This window comes from Alcanivorax sp. 1008 (assembly GCF_020667895.1).
Taxonomy (GTDB): Bacteria; Pseudomonadota; Gammaproteobacteria; order Pseudomonadales; family Alcanivoracaceae; genus PGZG01.
In genome coordinates this window covers 333,002-348,622 of sequence record NZ_JAFMPS010000002.1, presented here as the reverse complement: position 1 = coordinate 348,622, position 15,621 = coordinate 333,002, and the positions used below count along the sequence as shown (strand labels likewise).

Below are 15,621 nucleotides of genomic sequence, written 5' to 3'. Positions count from 1 at the left end.
AGGCAAGGCCGGGTAGTTTATCATCAGCGCCTGATGAAGGAGGGGTAATGACTGAGCCACTGATCGACCTGCAGCGGATCTGTCTGGAACGGGATGGCCAGACCATCCTTGACCATGTGGACATGCAATTGGTGCCTGGCCGGATCACCACCCTGATCGGCCCCAACGGTGCTGGCAAAACCTGTCTGGCGCGGATCGCACTGGGGTTGATGCAGCCAACTAGTGGCAGTATGCATCGTCGCCCCGGCATGCGTATTGGTTATATGCCGCAGAAGTTGCGCATTGATGAAAGCTTGCCGCTGACCGTAGACCGATTTTTGTGGCTGGCCCAGCCCGGCCATGAAGACGATCGCATTGCTGCGTTAAAACGTACCGGCGTGGCCCATGTGCGGGATCGTGCTGTGCAAAAACTTTCCGGCGGCGAACTGCAGCGCGTATTGCTGGCGCGGGCTATTTTGCGCAAACCGGATCTGTTGGTGCTGGATGAACCGGCACAGGGCGTCGATGTGGTGGGTCAGAATGCCTTGTATGGCTTGCTTGCTGATGTGCGCGATGAACTTGGCTGCGGCATTTTGTTGATCTCTCACGATTTACATCTGGTGATGGCGGCCACCGATCAGGTGGTATGCCTGCAGCATCATGTCTGCTGCCACGGCACGCCGGAAGCGGTGCGGCTGGACCCGGCGTACCTTGCCCTGTTTGCCGGCCAGCACGTGCCGGCGGATAACCTTGCCGTGTATACCCACGATCATGACCACGACCACGATCTGCACGGTGATGTTCATAGCTGCAGCAATCCGCATCATCATCATTCCCATGAACACCAGGGCGGGCATAAACATGATTGAGCTGTTATTGCCGCCGCTGTTTGCTGGCCTTGCCGTGGCTCTGGTAGCTGGCCCCATGGGCGCCTTTGTGGTCTGGCGGCGCATGGCATTTTTTGGTGACACTCTGGCCCACGGTGCATTGCTTGGCGCTGCGTTTGGTATTGCTGTCGGCATCAGTTTGTATCCCGCCGTGGTGCTGGTATGCCTGGCCATGGCGTTAGTGCTGGTGGCGATGCAGCAACAGCGTCATCTGGCCAACGACACTTTGCTTGGCATGGTGTCCCATACCACTCTGGCACTGGGTATTGTGGCGGTCAGTTTGCAGCCCGGTGTGCGGGTGGATCTATTCGCATTTTTGTTTGGTGATTTGCTTGCGGTTAACTGGCAGGACGTTGTCTGGCTGGCCGGCGGCGCGGCATTAATTCTGTCCCTGATGATGCTCAACTGGCGCAATCTGTTAAGCCTTACTGTTGATGAAGACATGGCACGCGTTGAAGGCGTGCCAGTGGTGGCAACGCGAATTTTGTTGATGCTGTTATTGGCGCTGCTGATTGCCGGAGCTATTCGTACGGTGGGGGTGTTGTTGATCACCTCGCTGTTGGTGATGCCGGCCGCCAGTGCACGACGACTGGCAAAAACGCCGGAGCAAATGGCGGCGATTGCGGCGGTGCTCGGGACTATTGCAGTAGTTGGCGGGTTGGCGCTGAGCTGGCAAGTGGACACTCCGGTGGGACCGTCCATTGTGCTGGCTGCGGCCGGGGTGTTTTTGGCAACGCTGGTCAAGCCAGCCCGCGGCTGATTAAAGCAGGTTTTAACTTTTCATTGCCTTGGCATGGTGAGCCATATGCTCACCAATAAAACTGGCGATAAAGTAATAGCTATGGTCATAGCCCGGTTGCATGCGTAGCGTCAGCGGGTGACCGGCTTTATCGCAGGCCTGCTGCAACAACTCCGGCTTCAGCTGGTTAGCAAGAAAGTCATCCGCATCGCCCTGATCCACCAGCAACGGCAGTTTCTCGGCGGCGCTGGCAATAAGCGCGCAGCTATCCCATTGAAGCCAGTTGTCGTGATCATCGCCCAGATAAGCCGTGAACGCCTTTTCGCCCCAGGGTACCTGGCTCGGCGCCACGATCGGTGAAAAAGCGGAAACGCTGCAATAGCGACCGGGATTTTTCAGGGCAATCATCAAAGCGCCATGGCCGCCCATGGAGTGGCCGGAAATAGAACGCGCTGAAGTTACCGGAAAGTTTGCTTCAACTAATCCGGGTAGCTCATCAACGATGTAGTCGTACATGCGAAAGTGCGCTGCCCAAGGCGATTGCGTGGCATTGATATAAAAGCCAGCGCCTTGACCGAGATCGTAACCATCGTCGTTGGCAATATCATCACCACGGGGGCTGGTATCCGGCGCAATAATTACCACGCCGTGTTCCGCGGCATAACGCTGGGCGCCAGCCTTGGTGATAAAGTTCTGCTCGTTGCAGGTGAGACCAGATAGCCAGTACAGGGTTGGGCATTTTCCGTTTTGTGCCTGTGGTGGCAGATAAACGGAAAAACGCATGCTGCAACCAAGCGCTGCAGAATCGTGCTGCCAAACCTGCTGACTGCCGCCGAAGCAGGCGTGATCTTCAATCTTTTCCATTACCGTTACTGCCTCAGAAATAAATTACGGTGCGAATCGACTTGCCTTCATGCATTAGGTCGAACGCTTTGTTGATGTCTTCGAGTCCCATGGTATGGGTTACAAAGGGATCCAGCTGGATTTCGCCGCGCATGGATTGCTCGACCATGCCGGGCAACTGGCTGCGACCTTTAACGCCGCCGAATGCGGAGCCGCGCCAAACGCGACCGGTGACCAGCTGGAACGGCCTGGTGCTGATTTCCTGACCGGCACCGGCGACACCAATAATGATACTTTCGCCCCAGCCCTTGTGGCAGCACTCCAGGGCAGCGCGCATCACATTCACATTACCAATGCATTCAAAACTGAATTCGACGCCGCCATCGGTCATGTCGACGATTACTTCCTGAATTGGCTTGTCGTGATCTTTCGGATTAACACAATCGGTGGCGCCCATCTGTTTTGCCAGATCGAATTTTGCCGGGTTGGTATCGATGGCAATGATGCGCCCGGCTTTGGCTTGCTTGGCGCCCTGCACCACAGCAAGACCGATACCGCCCAGGCCGAACACGGCCACAGTGTCGCCTTGTTTTACTTTGGCGGTGTTATGTACCGCACCAATGCCGGTGGTGACCCCACAGCCGAGCAGACAAACTTTTTCATGCGGTGCTTCCGGGTTGATCTTGGCCAGTGATACTTCCGCGACCACGGTGTATTCGCTGAAGGTACTGGTGCCCATATAGTGATAGATCGGCTCGCCGTTGTAAGAGAAGCGGCTGGTGCCATCCGGCATCAGGCCCTTGCCCTGAGTGACGCGCACGGAGCTACACAGATTAGTCTTTCCGGAATTGCAGAATTTGCATTCACCGCATTCGGCGGTGTACAGCGGAATCACGTGGTCGCCGGGTTTAACGCTCGTGACACCTTCGCCCACCTCCATCACAATGCCTGCGCCTTCATGGCCCAATACCGCCGGGAACACACCTTCCGGATCATCGCCGCTCAGGGTAAAGGCGTCGGTATGGCAGACCCCGGTGTGGGTGATTTTGACCAGCACTTCCCCTTTCTTCGGCGGAGCCACATCGATCTCAACGATTTCCAGAGGTTTGCCCGGCCCGAAGGCAACGGCGGCGCGTGATTTCATGGTGTGGCTCCTGTGTCAGGCGTGCGCAATGGGTGATGCATTATCAACGGATCGCGGCAGATCGGTGTGAATGTGGGCAGATGCTTGCACCTGAGAGGTGATGGCGCAAGTGTAGTGGCGTCTCTGATGGCTGTTGAGCGATCAGCGCTATCGGTAAGATGAATTGTGGCGATAGGGGAGAGCACGCCAGTGATGAATGAAATGACCGGCCTGCATGAAGAGCGGCTGGATAAGGTATGCGCCACTTTGAAGGCCAGCGGCGCCCGGCGAGTGCTGGATCTTGGTTGCGGTGCCGGTGCTTTGCTATATCGATTATTGGCGGAGCCACAGTTCGAGCAGGTTGTTGGCCTTGAGCAGTCGTTGCTACGTCTGGCGGAGGCGCGGCAGATGCTGGCGCACCATCTAAATGGCGATTCGCTGCGATTGCAGTTGCTGGCCGGCTCTTACACAGAATCAAATGAATTGCTGGCCGGGTTCGATGCGGCGGCGATGGTGGAAACCATTGAGCATGTGCCGCCGGCAATGTTGTCGTTAGTAGAGGATATTGTGTTTGGTCAGTATCGGCCGCAGGTTCTTTTTATGACCACACCAAACCGGGAGTACAACCCGCTGTTTAATATGGCGCCAAATGAAATGCGCGAGCCGGATCACAAGTTTGAGTGGGATCGCATAAAGTTTCGTCGCTGGGCCAATGGGGTGGCAGGACGGCAAGGCTATAAGGTCATGTTCGGTGGTATCGGCGAGCATCATCCGGAAGCGGGCCAGCCTACGCAAACCGCCCTGTTCAGTCTGCACCAGAAAGGAGTTTCCTGACGGGAATCAGAGGTCCACGCGACGGCGTAGTGCTTTGGTCTGCCCCTGTTTCTTTTTGCTTTCTACGCGCTTGGCTTGAGAGGACCTTGATGGTCTGGTGGCGCGGCGTGGCTTCTTTTCCACGGTAACCGAGCGGATTAACTCTGCAAGGCGACTGCGGCCATCATCGCGGTTTTTTAGTTGGGTGCGAAATTGCTGCGCCTTGATAACAATAACGCCGTCATCGGTAATGCGGCTGTCTTTTAGTGCCAGCAATCGTTCTTTGTAAAGCTCTGGCAATGACGATGCGTGAATATCAAAACGCAGATGGACAGCGCTGGAGACCTTGTTGACGTTCTGGCCTCCAGCTCCTTGTGCACGAATGGCTTCAAGCTGAATTTCATTGTCCGGTACGGACAGGGTGGGCGTGATAACCAGTGCGGCAATCATTTTTTCTTTTTCGGCGCCAAATACTTCATCAGCGTCATAAACCACATCAGTTGAGATGCATCACCTTCGATCTTGATCTTGCCTTCCTGCATGCCCTGCATAAAGACCATCTGATTTTTGCCCGCCTGCATCAGGGTATCTACCGCATAGGAAGCATCTTCAAAGCTGAGCGTCACGGTGGGTGTGGGGTGCAGGCCGTGGCGGGGGATAATACGATCAGGCAAAAAGTGAAAAGAGCGCGCCGGTGGGCCAACTCGGGTGCGCCATTGCATCACCATGTCCTTGCCTGCCAGCTTGCTGCGGAACTCTTCATTACGCCATGCCAGCCAGCGCATTCTCCAACCGAGAATAAGCAGAATCAGCCAAAACTTCATTTGTTGTCCTCAACAAAATTGCCCGGGGGCATAGCAGTTATACAGCAAAGGCTACGCCATCGTGCTGCCTGAAGAAAGCGTAAGCGGAGCGCCTTATGGCTCTCCTGATCTGTTCGGGTATTAGCTGAGTAGTGGCGGCAGCTGTTTATTCAAGGCCTGTTTCTCACTGCAGGCGTCACCGGTCAGGGCATAGCCAAGCAGGGTGCCATCGTCACCGCGGAACAGACACTTGCTGTTCAGGCCTTCGCCTTCACAGTGCCACTCGCCTTTGGCTTGCGGTGCCGGTGGGCAGACAACCGTTGGACAAGCCGGGGTTTTGATAGAAACCGGCATAACGCCATAGGCCACCGGGGTTGGCTCACCAGCCAGTGTTTTGGCCAGCGCTCTGGAGGCAGACATCAGCGGCAGGATGTAGGGCAGCACCAGGCCTTCCACTTCGGCGCAGTCGCCTAGTGCGTAGACATCGGCGGCGCTGGTTTGCAGCAGACGGTCGACAACGATGCCACGGTCAACGTTGATGCCGGCGGTGGAGGCCAGCGCAATACGTGGGCGCAGACCGACCGCCTGCAGGACGATATCAGCCTGCACTTCATTGCCGTCAGAAAGACCTACCAGCACCCCGTCGCCGCTGTGATTACAGGTTTGAGCAAAGGGGCCGAAGTGGAATTTGACGCCGGCGGCCTCCAGTCCCTGTTGTACCGCGCGCGATGCTGGCTCCGGCAGCAGGGTTGGCAGGCAGCGACCCATTGGCTCTATTAGTTCCACCTCAAAGCCACCGGCAAGCAGGTCATTGGCAAACTCACAGCCAATCAGACCGCCGCCAATAATCAGCACTTTCTTTTTGCCGGCCACGGCCTTGCCGAAGCGAGCGTAATCCATCAGGTCGTTAACGGTGTAAACCTGATCCAGAGCATCACCGGTCATCGGCGGGCGGAATACATCAGCGCCCAGTGCCAGTACCAGCTTGCTGTAACCGATCTTTTCGGCACCGAATTCCACCTGCTTGGCCGCTGTATCAATGGCCGTGACGCTAACGCCCGTGCGGATGGTCACATCCAGCTGTGCAGAGGTCTGCTCGGCGCTGGCCATGGCCAGTGCGTCAGCATCCTTCTGTTTGGCAAAGCCATTGGACAGCATCGGCTTGGAGTAATTACGGCCATCGTCGCTGGTGAGCATGATCACCGGGGTGGTCTTGTCGAGCTTGCGCAGCTCTTTGATCAGGTTAAAGCCGGCCAGGCCGGTACCAATGACAATAATCGGTTGCATGATGGATCCCCGGTGCAGGAAAAGCAGATCGCGGACGAAAGAAGGGGCGCCTTGCGCCCCATCTCACTGGCCCTTAGATTTCGACCATCTCGAAGTCGTCCTTTGAGACGCCACAGTCCGGGCAGACCCAGTCTTCCGGTACGTCTTCCCAGGCAGTGCCCGGCGCGATGCCTTCTTCCGGCAGGCCCTCGGCCTCGTCATAGATAAAGCCGCAGACCACACATTCCCACTTTCTCATGTTCTACCTCTCAGGCTTGGCGCGCGGCTGATGCTGACATCGGCCGGTGGAATCTTCAGGGCTGGCTAACCTAGCCATGCGGGCGACAAAAATCAATGACAGCAGGGCATTTTGCCTGCAATTCCAGTGTTCTTTATGGTCTGTGTGGATTGCCAAGGACGGGGGCATTGCGCATAGTGCCGGCGCTGTTTGATGGAGATAACGTGAAAACTGCCAGTCCTTCGCCGTTTCTAGATGCCGAGCTGATGTGGCAGCCGCTGGCCCGTGTGCGGCCGCCAGATCCGCTGCGTAGTTGGCTTGCGGAGGGTGGTTCGCTGACCCGCCGGCTGCAGGGCCATGGCCAGTTCAGCGTCGAGCCGCTGTATCAAAAGATTAGTCGGCCCACGGCGGTGGAAGCCATGCTGCTGGGATTGCCCATGGGGCGCTGGGCGCTGATTCGCGAGGTGCTATTGCGGGTTGATGGGCAGCCGGTGGTGTTCGCCCGCAGCGTTCTGCCACTGCGATCGATTAGCGGGGCCAATCGGGTGTTGGGCCATCTGGCGCGCCGTTCTCTTGGGGCTGAGCTGTTCAAGCTGCCCCGCGCCACCCGGCGGGCAGTGTGGGCGGCGCAGGTGCCGCAGTCGCGCTTGCCGCTGCCGGTTAGTGAGTCTTGCTGGGGACGTCAGTCCCTGTTTATCAAGCGCGCCATGCCGCTGCTGGTGGCCGAGGTGTTTCTGCCGGGATTGCCCCGGTAAGCATGGTTCTAGCCAGATAGCGCCTGCCGCCGCAGTCGATAAAGGCGGGCGAATTCCTCCGGGTCCTTGCTTCCCTGACCCGCAATGGCGCTTTGTTGCTGGCCGGCAAGTCGTGACAGCCAGAAGCGCAGGGCAGCGATGGTGAGTGCCTCCGGGAGTAACGCCAGCTCCTCAGAAGTGAGTGTTCGCACACTTTGATAGCCATGAAGCATGGCCTGCTCATGTTCTGGTAATGGTTTTCCGTGGGTATCGACGCACCAGTCGTTGATGGCCACGGCCAGGTCGTAGACCGGGTGATCATGGCAGGCATTGTAGAAATCGAGCAGCCCGGTTAGCTGGTCATTCTTAAACAGGGCGTTGTCGCGGAACAGATCCGCGTGGACTAGCACTCGGGGGCCGCCGGTGTTTAGCCAGTGATCAATATGTTCTCTGGCGTGGGTCTTTTCCTCTCCTTCTTCCAGTTCATTCAGGCGTGCTGCAAGCAGGCTGCGCTCATCTCCCTGGGGTGCCGGGTTACTGATCTGAATGCCGTGCAGTTGCGCCAGCGCGACACCTATTTGCCGGCAGTGCCGTGGCTCAGGCTGATCAAGATGATGGCCCGGTAGACGAGGCACCAGCATGGCCGGTTTGCCGGCCATGCTGAATATCGTGCCGCGCGGATGGGCCAGCGGGCAGGGCACCGGCAATCCGACGGCCGCCGCCCGGGCGAGCACTTCCGCATACCAGGGCAGGGCCGTGGCGGGCAGTCGCTCGAACAGGGTCAGCACCACATCGGCGCGCATGCCAGTGTTGTCGTTGGCGTCAATCAGGTAGTTGCTGTTCTCGATTCCGGCACTGGCCGGACGAAAGGCGAGCAGCTGCAACCCGGCCTCTTCGAGTAGCTCAGACAGCTCGGTTTCGGTGATCGGAGTAAATACGCTCATGGCCAGCAGTCTAACAGGTCGCCCGGCCTTTCCTCAGCCGCCCGCTGGCGTATACTTGCCCACTGGCGCGGAACTGCAGGTCGCCGTGGGCGGCTAGAAAAACAACAATAAGGAGTCACCATGAGGGGTTATCACATTTTTCCGGTGCTACTGGTCGGGCTGTGTTCGGCGGCGACCGCCGAGATTGCCGTATACCGTGATGCACCGAACTCCTATGTCGCTACCAATATCATGATGACCAATGTGCAGGGGGGTCAGGTCGACCAGAGTCAGGGTGGTTTCAGCGTTCGCATGGGTGGCATGGTGGACCAGAACTTTGGTGCCGAAGTGCGTCTTGCTCGTGGTTTGTGGCATGAAACCCAGCGCCTGCCGGGATCTGTACGACTGCAGATTGATGTCGATCATATTGCCGGTGTTTATGCTGTTGGCCGTTTGCCCTTCGATGTGCCGCTGGTGGAGTTGCCGCTGGTCGACCGACTGTTTGTTCATGCCCTTGCCGGTGTTGCCGATGTTCGGCTGAGGGCAGAGCAGGACATCTGCATCGGCGGTTGTGGCAGTACCACCGTGACGCGCCGATCGAATCTCGATTTCTCCTGGGGCCTGGGCATCGGTGCAGAACTTAAATTGCCGAAAGTTGAACTGCCGGTGCTGAATATGCCGCGACGTGTTGGGTTGTCGTTGGAATATATGAATTACCAAGGCTGGAAAGATGTGGACGTCACCGGTATCGAGGCCGGTGTGATGGTGTTTTTCTAGGTATGTCTTTACGTAGTCGGGTTGAGCGTCTGGCCCTTGCCAGCTTGTTGAAACTGCCGGCGCCTTTGTGCGGCGCTGCGGCTTCGCTGGTTGAGCCGGAGGTGCGTGCTGGTCTGGATGCGCGCTTGCGCCTTTTGCTGTCCGCCAGTGGTCTGCGCCCGGAGCTGGATAGCCTGACGCCAGCCCAGGCCCGCCGTCAGTATGACGAGTTATTCACTTTGATGGACGTGCCCAGAGAGGCCGTGGGCAAGAGCGAAGATTTGGATTTTGCTGGCAATGGCGGTGATGTCACTGTGCGGGTCTACTGGCCTGAGGGACACACTGATGCATTGCGTCCCGGCGTGCTATTTTTTCATGGTGGCGGCCATGTGATTGGTTCGGTTAACGGCTACGATAACCTTTGCCGGTTTATATGTAATCGTCTTGGCGCCGTATTCGCCAGTGTTGAATACCGCTGTGGTCCTGAGTACAAATTTCCCACCGCTGCAGAAGATTCAATTGCCGCCTGGCAGTGGTTCCGCGCCCAAGCACCGTCACTGGGCGCGGACCCGACTCGATTGGGGGTAATGGGAGATAGCGCCGGAGGTAATCTGGCTGCCGTGGTTTGTCAGCAGGCACTGGCGCGCACCCTGCCATTACCGGCTGCCCAGTGTCTGATTTATCCGACGGTAGATGGGCGCATGATTGATGAGTCGGTGAGCCGTTATGCCGAGCACCTTGGCCTGACTCGCAGCCTGATTCACTGGTTCCGTGATCATTATTACCGCACCTTGCAGGATGCTCAGAACCCGCTTGCATCGCCGTTGCTTGCGGCCAGCGTTGAGCATTTGCCGGCGGCCCTGATTGCGGTGGCACGTGATCCATTGCGCGATCAGGGGTTGGCTTATGGCCAGCGTTTGCGTCACGCCGGTGTGGATGTTATCGAGCTGGACTATGATCATTTGATTCATGGCTTTATCGGCATGGGTGGAGTACTGCCGGAAGCGCGTCGCGCCTTGCTTGAAATCTGCCGCACCTTCGGCAAGATGCTCTGACCCCCCCAACAGGAAACCTTGATGCCTGAGCAAAAGCCCGTCGTCCTGATTGACGGCTCATCCTATCTATACCGCGCCTTTCATGCGTTACCACCACTGACCACCTCCACGGGTCAGCCCACCGGTGCGGTGCGCGGCGTGGCAAATATGTTGCGCCGCATGCTCAAGGATTATCAGCCGGATTATGTGGCTGTAATTTTCGACGCCAAGGGTAAAACTTTCCGCGATGAAATGTTCGAGCAATACAAAGCCAATCGACCGCCCATGCCGGACGATCTGCGTGCTCAGGTCGAGCCACTACACACATTGATCCGAGCCATGGGTCTGCCCCTGATCGTCGAAGACGGTGTGGAGGCGGACGATGTGATCGGCACCTTTGCTCGTCGTCTTGCGGCTGAAGGCCGGCCAGTGATTATCTCCACCGGCGACAAGGATATGGCGCAGCTGGTGGATGAGCATGTCACCCTGGTTAACACTATGACTGATACGGTAATGGACCCGGATGGCGTGGTGAAAAAGTTCGGCATCCCACCGTCGCTAATCATCGATTATCTGGCGTTGATGGGTGACAAGGTCGACAACATTCCCGGCGTGCCCGGCGTTGGTGAAAAAACCGCATTGGCGCTGATACAAGGCCTGGGTTCGCTGGAAAGTATTTATGCCAACCTGGATAAGGTGGCTGAGCTGGATTTCCGTGGTGCCAAGAAAATGCCAGAGAAACTGGCGGAGCATCGTGATATGGCATTTATGTCCTATCAACTCGCCACCATCAAAACGGATTGTGAATTAAAAGAGTCTCTGGAAGACCTGCGCCCGGCGTCGCCGGACCGGGAAGCGCTGGAGCGGCTATTTCGGGAGTTGGAGTTCAAGAGCTGGTTAAACGAAGTGCCGGGAAGCGAGTCCGGTAAAGCGCGTCCTGCCACGGTGCCGCCGGTTAGTGCCGCGCCTGCTGTCGCTGAGCTACAACTTTCCCGCGACGGCTATGAGACCGTGGTAGAGCTGGCGGATCTGCAACGCTGGATCGGCATGCTGCAGAAGGCAGATGTCTTTGCTTTTGATACGGAAACCACCAGCCTGAATTATATGGATGCCGAACTGGTCGGTGTTTCCTTTGCTATTGAAGCGGGGGTGGCCGCCTATGTGCCGGTGGCCCATGATTATCCCGGCGCGCCTGATCAACTTGATCGTGATCAGGTTCTGACGCTACTCAAACCCTTATTGGAAAGCGACCAGCATCGCAAGATCGGCCAGAACCTCAAATATGATATGAACGTGCTGGCCAACTATGACATTACCCTGCGTGGTGTTGAGTACGACACCATGCTGGAATCCTATGTGCTTGATTCAGTGGCCACACGCCATGATATGGATTCGCTGGCGCTGAAATATCTTGGCCATAAGAACATTGCCTTTGCAGAGATTGCCGGCAAGGGTAGCAAACAGCTCACCTTCAACCAGGTGGGGCTCGAAGAAGCAGCCCGCTATGCGGCCGAAGATGCTGATGTCACTCTGCAGCTACATCAGGCGCTATGGCCAAAGCTGGAGCATGTGCCATCTTTAGCCAAGGTGTTCCGAGAAATTGATATGCCTTTGGTGCCGGTGCTGTCCCATATCGAACGTAATGGCTGCCAACTGGATGCGGATATGTTGCGCCGCCAGAGTAATGAGTTGGCGAAGAAAATGATTGAGCTGGAACAGAAAGCCTGGGAGGTTGCCGGGCAACAGTTTAATCTCAGCTCGCCGAAGCAGCTTGGTGAAATTCTCTACGGCAAGCTTGGCATTCCTGTAGTAAAGAAGACCCCCAAGGGCCAGCCCTCTACCGCTGAGGCGGTGCTGGAAGAGTTGGCACTGGATTACGAGCTACCGCAGGTGATCATGGATTACCGCAGCGTTAGCAAATTGAAAAGCACCTATACGGACAAGCTGCCGGAAATGATCAGCTGGCGAAGTGGTCGTCTGCATACGTCCTATCACCAGGCGGTGGCGGCCACCGGGCGCCTGTCTTCCAGCGATCCCAATTTGCAGAATATTCCGGTGCGCTCTGAGGAAGGGCGACGCATTCGCCAGGCTTTTGTTGCGCCACCGGGCCGCAAGCTGGTTGCTGCGGATTACTCGCAGATTGAGCTGCGCATCATGGCGCACCTGTCCGGCGATACAGGCCTGCTCGATGCTTTCGCCAAAGGGCTGGATATTCACCGCGCTACCGCTGCCGAGGTCGCTGGTAAAGAAGTGGATGAGGTGACTGATCTGGAGCGGCGAAATGCCAAGGCCATTAACTTCGGCCTGATATATGGCATGAGCGCCTTCGGTCTGGCCAAGCAGCTGGGTATTGGCCGTCAGGAGGCCCAGCAGTATGTGGATAGCTATTTTGAAAAGTATCCCGGGGTGAAGCGCTATATGGAGCGCACCCGCGCGGAAGCTGCTGATAATGGCTATGTCGAGACCCTGTTCGGGCGTCGCCTGTATCTGCCGGATATTCAGTCACGTAATGCCAATATTCGTCAGGGCGCTGAGCGTACAGCGATTAATGCGCCCATGCAGGGCACCGCTGCCGACATTATCAAGCGGGCCATGATTGATGTGGATCGTTGGCTTAGGGAAAGCGGCATTGATGCATTGATGATTATGCAGGTACACGACGAACTGGTTTTTGAAGTGGCACAGGCGGACGTTGATGTGTTGGTGAAGGAAGTTTCCGCGCGTATGACAGCGGCGGTAAAACTGGATGTGCCATTGGTGGTGGATCCGGGGGTTGGCAACAACTGGGATGAGGCGCACTGACAGACTTGCCTGAGGGCGGAGCCCGGCGCATTATCGACAGCACAAGACAATAACAATGCGGAGTAATCATGTCGGGATCGTCAGAGCTTTCCCCGGAAATTCTTGAAGAGCTCCATGTGCTATTGCAGTTCAATCCGGACTGTAGCCAGCAAGGCATCAAGGTGCATCATCATACTGCCTCGGCAGAAACTGTTGCCGCTGCTGGCCGGTTGCACGCCAAGGGTTTGATCACCCAGGACGATGGCGGCTATCTGACCAGCCTTGGTCATAGCGCTATTGAACATGCTCGCGCCCTGTTACTGATTATGCAGCCCCGTCTGCACTGACGGGGATTTTCTGATCTATCTGCTTTATTGAGGTTGTCATGTCTGTCCAGTTTCCCGCCGTTGATCCCGATGGCCTGCTCGAATACTCCGTTGTTTTCACTGATCGCTCACTAAACCATATGTCGCAGCTTTTTCAGGGCGTGATGCGCGATATTCATACCACGCTGCGTCAGGTCTATGGGGCCCATGAAGTAGTGGTGGTGCCCGGTGGCGGTAGTTTTGGCATGGAAGCAGTGGCGCGGCAATTTGCCGGCGGGCAAAAATGTCTGATAATTCGTAACGGCTGGTTCAGCTACCGTTGGACGCAGATTTTCGAGATGGGGAACATTCCCTCAGCGGAGCTGGTGTTGAAAGCACGGCCGATTGAGCAGGGCGAAACCGCAGCATGGGCGCCGCCGCCGTTGGCCGAAGTGCTGGAAAGTATCCGCAGCGAAAAGCCATCTATGGTGTTTGCGCCCCACGTGGAAACTTCCTCGGGAATTATTCTGCCGCCGGACTACCTGCAAGCCGTAGCTGCAGCCGTGCACGAAGTTGGTGGTCTGTTTGTGCTGGACTGTGTTGCCTCCGGCGCTGTCTGGGTGGACATGAAGGCCAGCGGCGTTGATGTGCTCATCAGCGCGCCGCAGAAAGGCTGGAGTGCTTCACCCTGTGCCGCTCTGATCATGCTTGGCGAACAGGCGGTTGAGGTTATGCAGGGGCGCAACAGTAGCAGCTTTGCCTGTGACCTGAAGAAATGGCACCAGATCATGCAGGCCTACGTTAACGGCGGCCATGCCTACCACGCTACCATGCCTACGGATTCGCTGGTTCGCTTTCGTGACGCCATGCTGGAAACCCAGAAGATTGGTTTTGACCAGCTTAAAGAGCGGCAATGGGAACTGGGACGGCGGGTGCGAGCATTACTTGCTGAGAACGGATTTGCCAGTGTGGCTGCGCCGGAGTTCGCTGCGCCAGGTGTGGTTGTCAGCTATACCAGTGACGACATGATTCATAATGGCCGCAAGTTTATCGAACAGGGTCTGCAGACCGCAGCCGGTGTGCCGCTGATGTGTGATGAACCGGCAAGCTTCAAGACTTTCCGTATTGGTTTGTTCGGCCTGGATAAACTCAACGATATCGATCTGGCGGTGGCTAATCTTGGCAAAGCGATCGCCGAAATCAATGGTTGATAAAAACCATCAATAAGCTGCCACCTTTGGTTGCGGCTTATTGACCGCGCCGCTCCTCATGCTGTCTCCGCTCGCTAAACTCCGGTGGAGACTCCAGCGAGTGATTGTCAGTATGGTAACGCCCCTTCAGGTCGTCCCGCAGAATGCGGCCCCATAAAGGCACGCCAACAAAGTATCCGGCGCGGCCAATCATATGCGCAGCCACCGGCGCGGTGAGCATAATGAAAGCGATGATTGCAAGCACTCGCGCCCACACTTCAGCACTACCGAAAAATACTGCGGCGGCCAGCATGATCAGCCCGGAGCCGAGAGCGCCGGCCTTGGTGGTGGCATGCATGCGCATCAGCAGGTCCGGCATGCGTAACGCGCCCAGTGCGGCAAGCAACATCAGCAGTGAGCCCGCCAGCAGGAGCGGGGCAGCGATCCACTCAGTCATCGGCGTGTATCCCCCGTTTCTCCAGAAAGCGGGCAAAGCCCACAGCGGCAAGAAACGCGGTCAGCGCCAGCACCATGGCCACATCAAGAAAGGCAAAGCGCTGTGAGGCGATGGCGTGCACACCAATGAAGCCCACGGTCAGGGAGGCCATTAACTCCAGCGCAACGACGCGATCCGGCAGGCTGGGGCCACGCAACAACCTAACAAAGCTCAGTAGCAATGACAGGCTGAGAATGGCAAAAGAAAGCCAGATAACGATTTCCAGCATGGAGCCTCCTAGCGCAACAGTTCCAGAACCCGTGCCTCAAATTGTTTGATCTGGGCTCGGGTTTCTTCCAGGTCATCCAGATACATGACATGCAAATAGAGGGCGCGCCTGTCAGTGGACACATCCAGACTTAGCGTGCCGGGGGTCAGCGAGATAAGGTTGGCCACCAGAGCGATTTCCCCTTCCGTTTTGGCATCCAGAGGCACGGCAATTACCGCAGGCTTCATGTAATGGGTGGGCGTCACCACATCCCATGCCACCCGCAGATTAGAGCGCACCAGTTCCTTGGCAAAGTAGCAGGCAAACATGAATATTTTTGGCACCCGACGAACATAGGCTGAAAAAACCGGCACTTCACGCAGGGTCAGGCCAAGAATGATGTAGCCAAGAATAAATCCGGTTAACAGGCCGGCACCAGTAATGTTGCCGGATACGGCTACCCATATCAGTGCCAGCAATATGTTCCAGGCGAAGCCACCCAT

Annotated in this window: 19 protein-coding genes; 9 read left to right on the top strand and 10 right to left on the bottom strand. The window is 56.9% G+C overall.

Annotated features, from left to right (window positions below):
- Positions 1-47: 47 nt before the first annotated feature.
- Together znuC and znuB are read left to right on the top strand one after the other, a co-directional pair.
- Positions 48-848 (top strand): zinc ABC transporter ATP-binding protein ZnuC, encoded by an 801-nt coding sequence (gene znuC / locus J1C54_RS04495; protein WP_229144840.1) that lies wholly within the window; start codon positions 48-50, stop codon positions 846-848.
- Positions 841-1,626, top strand: coding sequence for a zinc ABC transporter permease subunit ZnuB (gene znuB / locus J1C54_RS04490; protein ID WP_229144838.1), 786 nt, complete (start codon positions 841-843; stop codon positions 1,624-1,626). Before znuC ends, znuB begins: the two co-directional genes overlap by 8 nt.
- Positions 1,627-1,638: 12 nt before the next feature.
- On the opposite strand, the gene fghA is transcribed toward znuB, so the two are convergent.
- Complete coding sequence (gene fghA / locus J1C54_RS04485; RefSeq protein WP_229144836.1) at positions 1,639-2,469, bottom strand: S-formylglutathione hydrolase; 831 nt, start codon at positions 2,467-2,469, stop codon at positions 1,639-1,641.
- A 13-nt stretch (positions 2,470-2,482) separates the two neighbouring features.
- Complete coding sequence (locus tag J1C54_RS04480; protein WP_229144834.1) at positions 2,483-3,592, bottom strand: S-(hydroxymethyl)glutathione dehydrogenase/class III alcohol dehydrogenase; 1,110 nt, start codon at positions 3,590-3,592, stop codon at positions 2,483-2,485.
- Positions 3,593-3,784: 192 nt separating this feature from the next.
- Between J1C54_RS04480 and J1C54_RS04475 the strand changes: the two genes are divergently transcribed.
- Entirely contained in the window at positions 3,785-4,405 is a 621-nt protein-coding gene (locus J1C54_RS04475) for a methyltransferase (protein WP_229145530.1), read from the top strand.
- A 6-nt stretch (positions 4,406-4,411) separates the two neighbouring features.
- Here J1C54_RS04475 and arfB read toward each other — a convergent pair whose 3' ends face one another.
- The 4 genes from arfB to rd all read right to left on the bottom strand — a co-directional run bounded on the left by arfB (position 4,412) and on the right by rd (position 6,712).
- Positions 4,412-4,834, bottom strand: a complete 423-nt coding sequence (gene arfB / locus J1C54_RS04470; protein ID WP_229145529.1) for an alternative ribosome rescue aminoacyl-tRNA hydrolase ArfB — start codon at positions 4,832-4,834, stop codon at positions 4,412-4,414.
- On the bottom strand, positions 4,831-5,208 hold the full coding sequence (locus J1C54_RS04465; RefSeq protein ID WP_229144832.1) for a hypothetical protein: 378 nt from the start codon (positions 5,206-5,208) through the stop codon (positions 4,831-4,833). Before J1C54_RS04465 ends, arfB begins: the two co-directional genes overlap by 4 nt.
- Before the next feature lie 120 nt (positions 5,209-5,328).
- Positions 5,329-6,474: an NAD(P)/FAD-dependent oxidoreductase gene (locus J1C54_RS04460; RefSeq protein ID WP_229144830.1), complete on the bottom strand. Its 1,146-nt coding sequence runs from the start codon at positions 6,472-6,474 to the stop codon at positions 5,329-5,331.
- A 73-nt stretch (positions 6,475-6,547) separates the two neighbouring features.
- The gene (rd, locus tag J1C54_RS04455; protein ID WP_229144828.1) at positions 6,548-6,712 is read right to left on the bottom strand and encodes a rubredoxin; all 165 of its coding nucleotides are present in this window, start codon (positions 6,710-6,712) and stop codon (positions 6,548-6,550) included.
- A gap of 203 nt (positions 6,713-6,915) precedes the next feature.
- On the opposite strand from rd, the gene J1C54_RS04450 reads away from it, so the two are divergent.
- Positions 6,916-7,446 carry a chorismate lyase gene (locus tag J1C54_RS04450; protein ID WP_229144827.1) on the top strand — a complete coding sequence of 177 codons (531 nt, stop codon included), beginning with the start codon at positions 6,916-6,918 and terminating at the stop codon, positions 7,444-7,446.
- A gap of 8 nt (positions 7,447-7,454) precedes the next feature.
- On the opposite strand, the gene J1C54_RS04445 is transcribed toward J1C54_RS04450, so the two are convergent.
- Positions 7,455-8,369: a homoserine kinase gene (locus tag J1C54_RS04445; protein WP_229144825.1), complete on the bottom strand. Its 915-nt coding sequence runs from the start codon at positions 8,367-8,369 to the stop codon at positions 7,455-7,457.
- Between the two features lie 120 nt (positions 8,370-8,489).
- Between J1C54_RS04445 and J1C54_RS04440 the strand changes: the two genes are divergently transcribed.
- The 5 genes from J1C54_RS04440 (at position 8,490) to J1C54_RS04420 (ending at position 14,435) form a co-directional block, all read left to right on the top strand.
- Positions 8,490-9,125, top strand: coding sequence for an outer membrane beta-barrel protein (locus J1C54_RS04440; protein ID WP_229144823.1), 636 nt, complete (start codon positions 8,490-8,492; stop codon positions 9,123-9,125).
- Positions 9,126-9,127: 2 nt separating this feature from the next.
- Positions 9,128-10,159, top strand: a complete 1,032-nt coding sequence (locus J1C54_RS04435; protein ID WP_229144821.1) for an alpha/beta hydrolase — start codon at positions 9,128-9,130, stop codon at positions 10,157-10,159.
- A 21-nt stretch (positions 10,160-10,180) separates the two neighbouring features.
- Positions 10,181-12,940 (top strand): DNA polymerase I, encoded by a 2,760-nt coding sequence (gene polA / locus J1C54_RS04430; RefSeq protein WP_229144819.1) that lies wholly within the window; start codon positions 10,181-10,183, stop codon positions 12,938-12,940.
- 68 nt (positions 12,941-13,008) lie between these two features.
- Positions 13,009-13,266, top strand: a complete 258-nt coding sequence (locus tag J1C54_RS04425; protein WP_229144817.1) for a TIGR02647 family protein — start codon at positions 13,009-13,011, stop codon at positions 13,264-13,266.
- Positions 13,267-13,304: 38 nt separating this feature from the next.
- Positions 13,305-14,435, top strand: coding sequence for an aminotransferase class V-fold PLP-dependent enzyme (locus tag J1C54_RS04420; RefSeq protein WP_229144816.1), 1,131 nt, complete (start codon positions 13,305-13,307; stop codon positions 14,433-14,435).
- 37 nt (positions 14,436-14,472) lie between these two features.
- On the opposite strand, the gene mnhG is transcribed toward J1C54_RS04420, so the two are convergent.
- The 3 genes from mnhG to J1C54_RS04405 are packed head-to-tail and all read right to left on the bottom strand — an operon-like array spanning position 14,473 to position 15,621.
- Positions 14,473-14,871, bottom strand: coding sequence for a monovalent cation/H(+) antiporter subunit G (mnhG, locus tag J1C54_RS04415; protein WP_229144814.1), 399 nt, complete (start codon positions 14,869-14,871; stop codon positions 14,473-14,475).
- Entirely contained in the window at positions 14,864-15,136 is a 273-nt protein-coding gene (locus J1C54_RS04410; RefSeq protein ID WP_229145528.1) for a monovalent cation/H+ antiporter complex subunit F, read from the bottom strand. Before J1C54_RS04410 ends, mnhG begins: the two co-directional genes overlap by 8 nt.
- Before the next feature lie 11 nt (positions 15,137-15,147).
- Entirely contained in the window at positions 15,148-15,621 is a 474-nt protein-coding gene (locus J1C54_RS04405) for a Na+/H+ antiporter subunit E (protein WP_229144812.1), read from the bottom strand.

Excerpts from the sequence above, each read along its gene's own strand:
- znuB (WP_229144838.1), top strand. The coding sequence starts at position 841 with ATGATTGAGCTGTTATTGCCGCCGCTGTTTGCTGGCCTTGCCGTGGCT.
- polA (WP_229144819.1), top strand. The coding sequence starts at position 10,181 with ATGCCTGAGCAAAAGCCCGTCGTCCTGATTGACGGCTCATCCTATCTA.
- J1C54_RS04420 (WP_229144816.1), top strand. The coding sequence starts at position 13,305 with ATGTCTGTCCAGTTTCCCGCCGTTGATCCCGATGGCCTGCTCGAATAC.
- znuC (WP_229144840.1), top strand. The coding sequence starts at position 48 with ATGACTGAGCCACTGATCGACCTGCAGCGGATCTGTCTGGAACGGGAT.
- J1C54_RS04480 (WP_229144834.1), bottom strand. The coding sequence starts at position 3,592 with ATGAAATCACGCGCCGCCGTTGCCTTCGGGCCGGGCAAACCTCTGGAA.
- J1C54_RS04425 (WP_229144817.1), top strand. The coding sequence starts at position 13,009 with ATGTCGGGATCGTCAGAGCTTTCCCCGGAAATTCTTGAAGAGCTCCAT.
- J1C54_RS04405 (WP_229144812.1), bottom strand. The coding sequence starts at position 15,621 with ATGGGTGGCTTCGCCTGGAACATATTGCTGGCACTGATATGGGTAGCC.
- rd (WP_229144828.1), bottom strand. The coding sequence starts at position 6,712 with ATGAGAAAGTGGGAATGTGTGGTCTGCGGCTTTATCTATGACGAGGCC.
- J1C54_RS04460 (WP_229144830.1), bottom strand. The coding sequence starts at position 6,474 with ATGCAACCGATTATTGTCATTGGTACCGGCCTGGCCGGCTTTAACCTG.
- J1C54_RS04435 (WP_229144821.1), top strand. The coding sequence starts at position 9,128 with ATGTCTTTACGTAGTCGGGTTGAGCGTCTGGCCCTTGCCAGCTTGTTG.
- J1C54_RS04445 (WP_229144825.1), bottom strand. The coding sequence starts at position 8,369 with ATGAGCGTATTTACTCCGATCACCGAAACCGAGCTGTCTGAGCTACTC.
- arfB (WP_229145529.1), bottom strand. The coding sequence starts at position 4,834 with ATGATTGCCGCACTGGTTATCACGCCCACCCTGTCCGTACCGGACAAT.
- J1C54_RS04465 (WP_229144832.1), bottom strand. The coding sequence starts at position 5,208 with ATGAAGTTTTGGCTGATTCTGCTTATTCTCGGTTGGAGAATGCGCTGG.
- J1C54_RS04440 (WP_229144823.1), top strand. The coding sequence starts at position 8,490 with ATGAGGGGTTATCACATTTTTCCGGTGCTACTGGTCGGGCTGTGTTCG.
- J1C54_RS04475 (WP_229145530.1), top strand. The coding sequence starts at position 3,785 with ATGAATGAAATGACCGGCCTGCATGAAGAGCGGCTGGATAAGGTATGC.
- fghA (WP_229144836.1), bottom strand. The coding sequence starts at position 2,469 with ATGGAAAAGATTGAAGATCACGCCTGCTTCGGCGGCAGTCAGCAGGTT.
- mnhG (WP_229144814.1), bottom strand. The coding sequence starts at position 14,871 with ATGACTGAGTGGATCGCTGCCCCGCTCCTGCTGGCGGGCTCACTGCTG.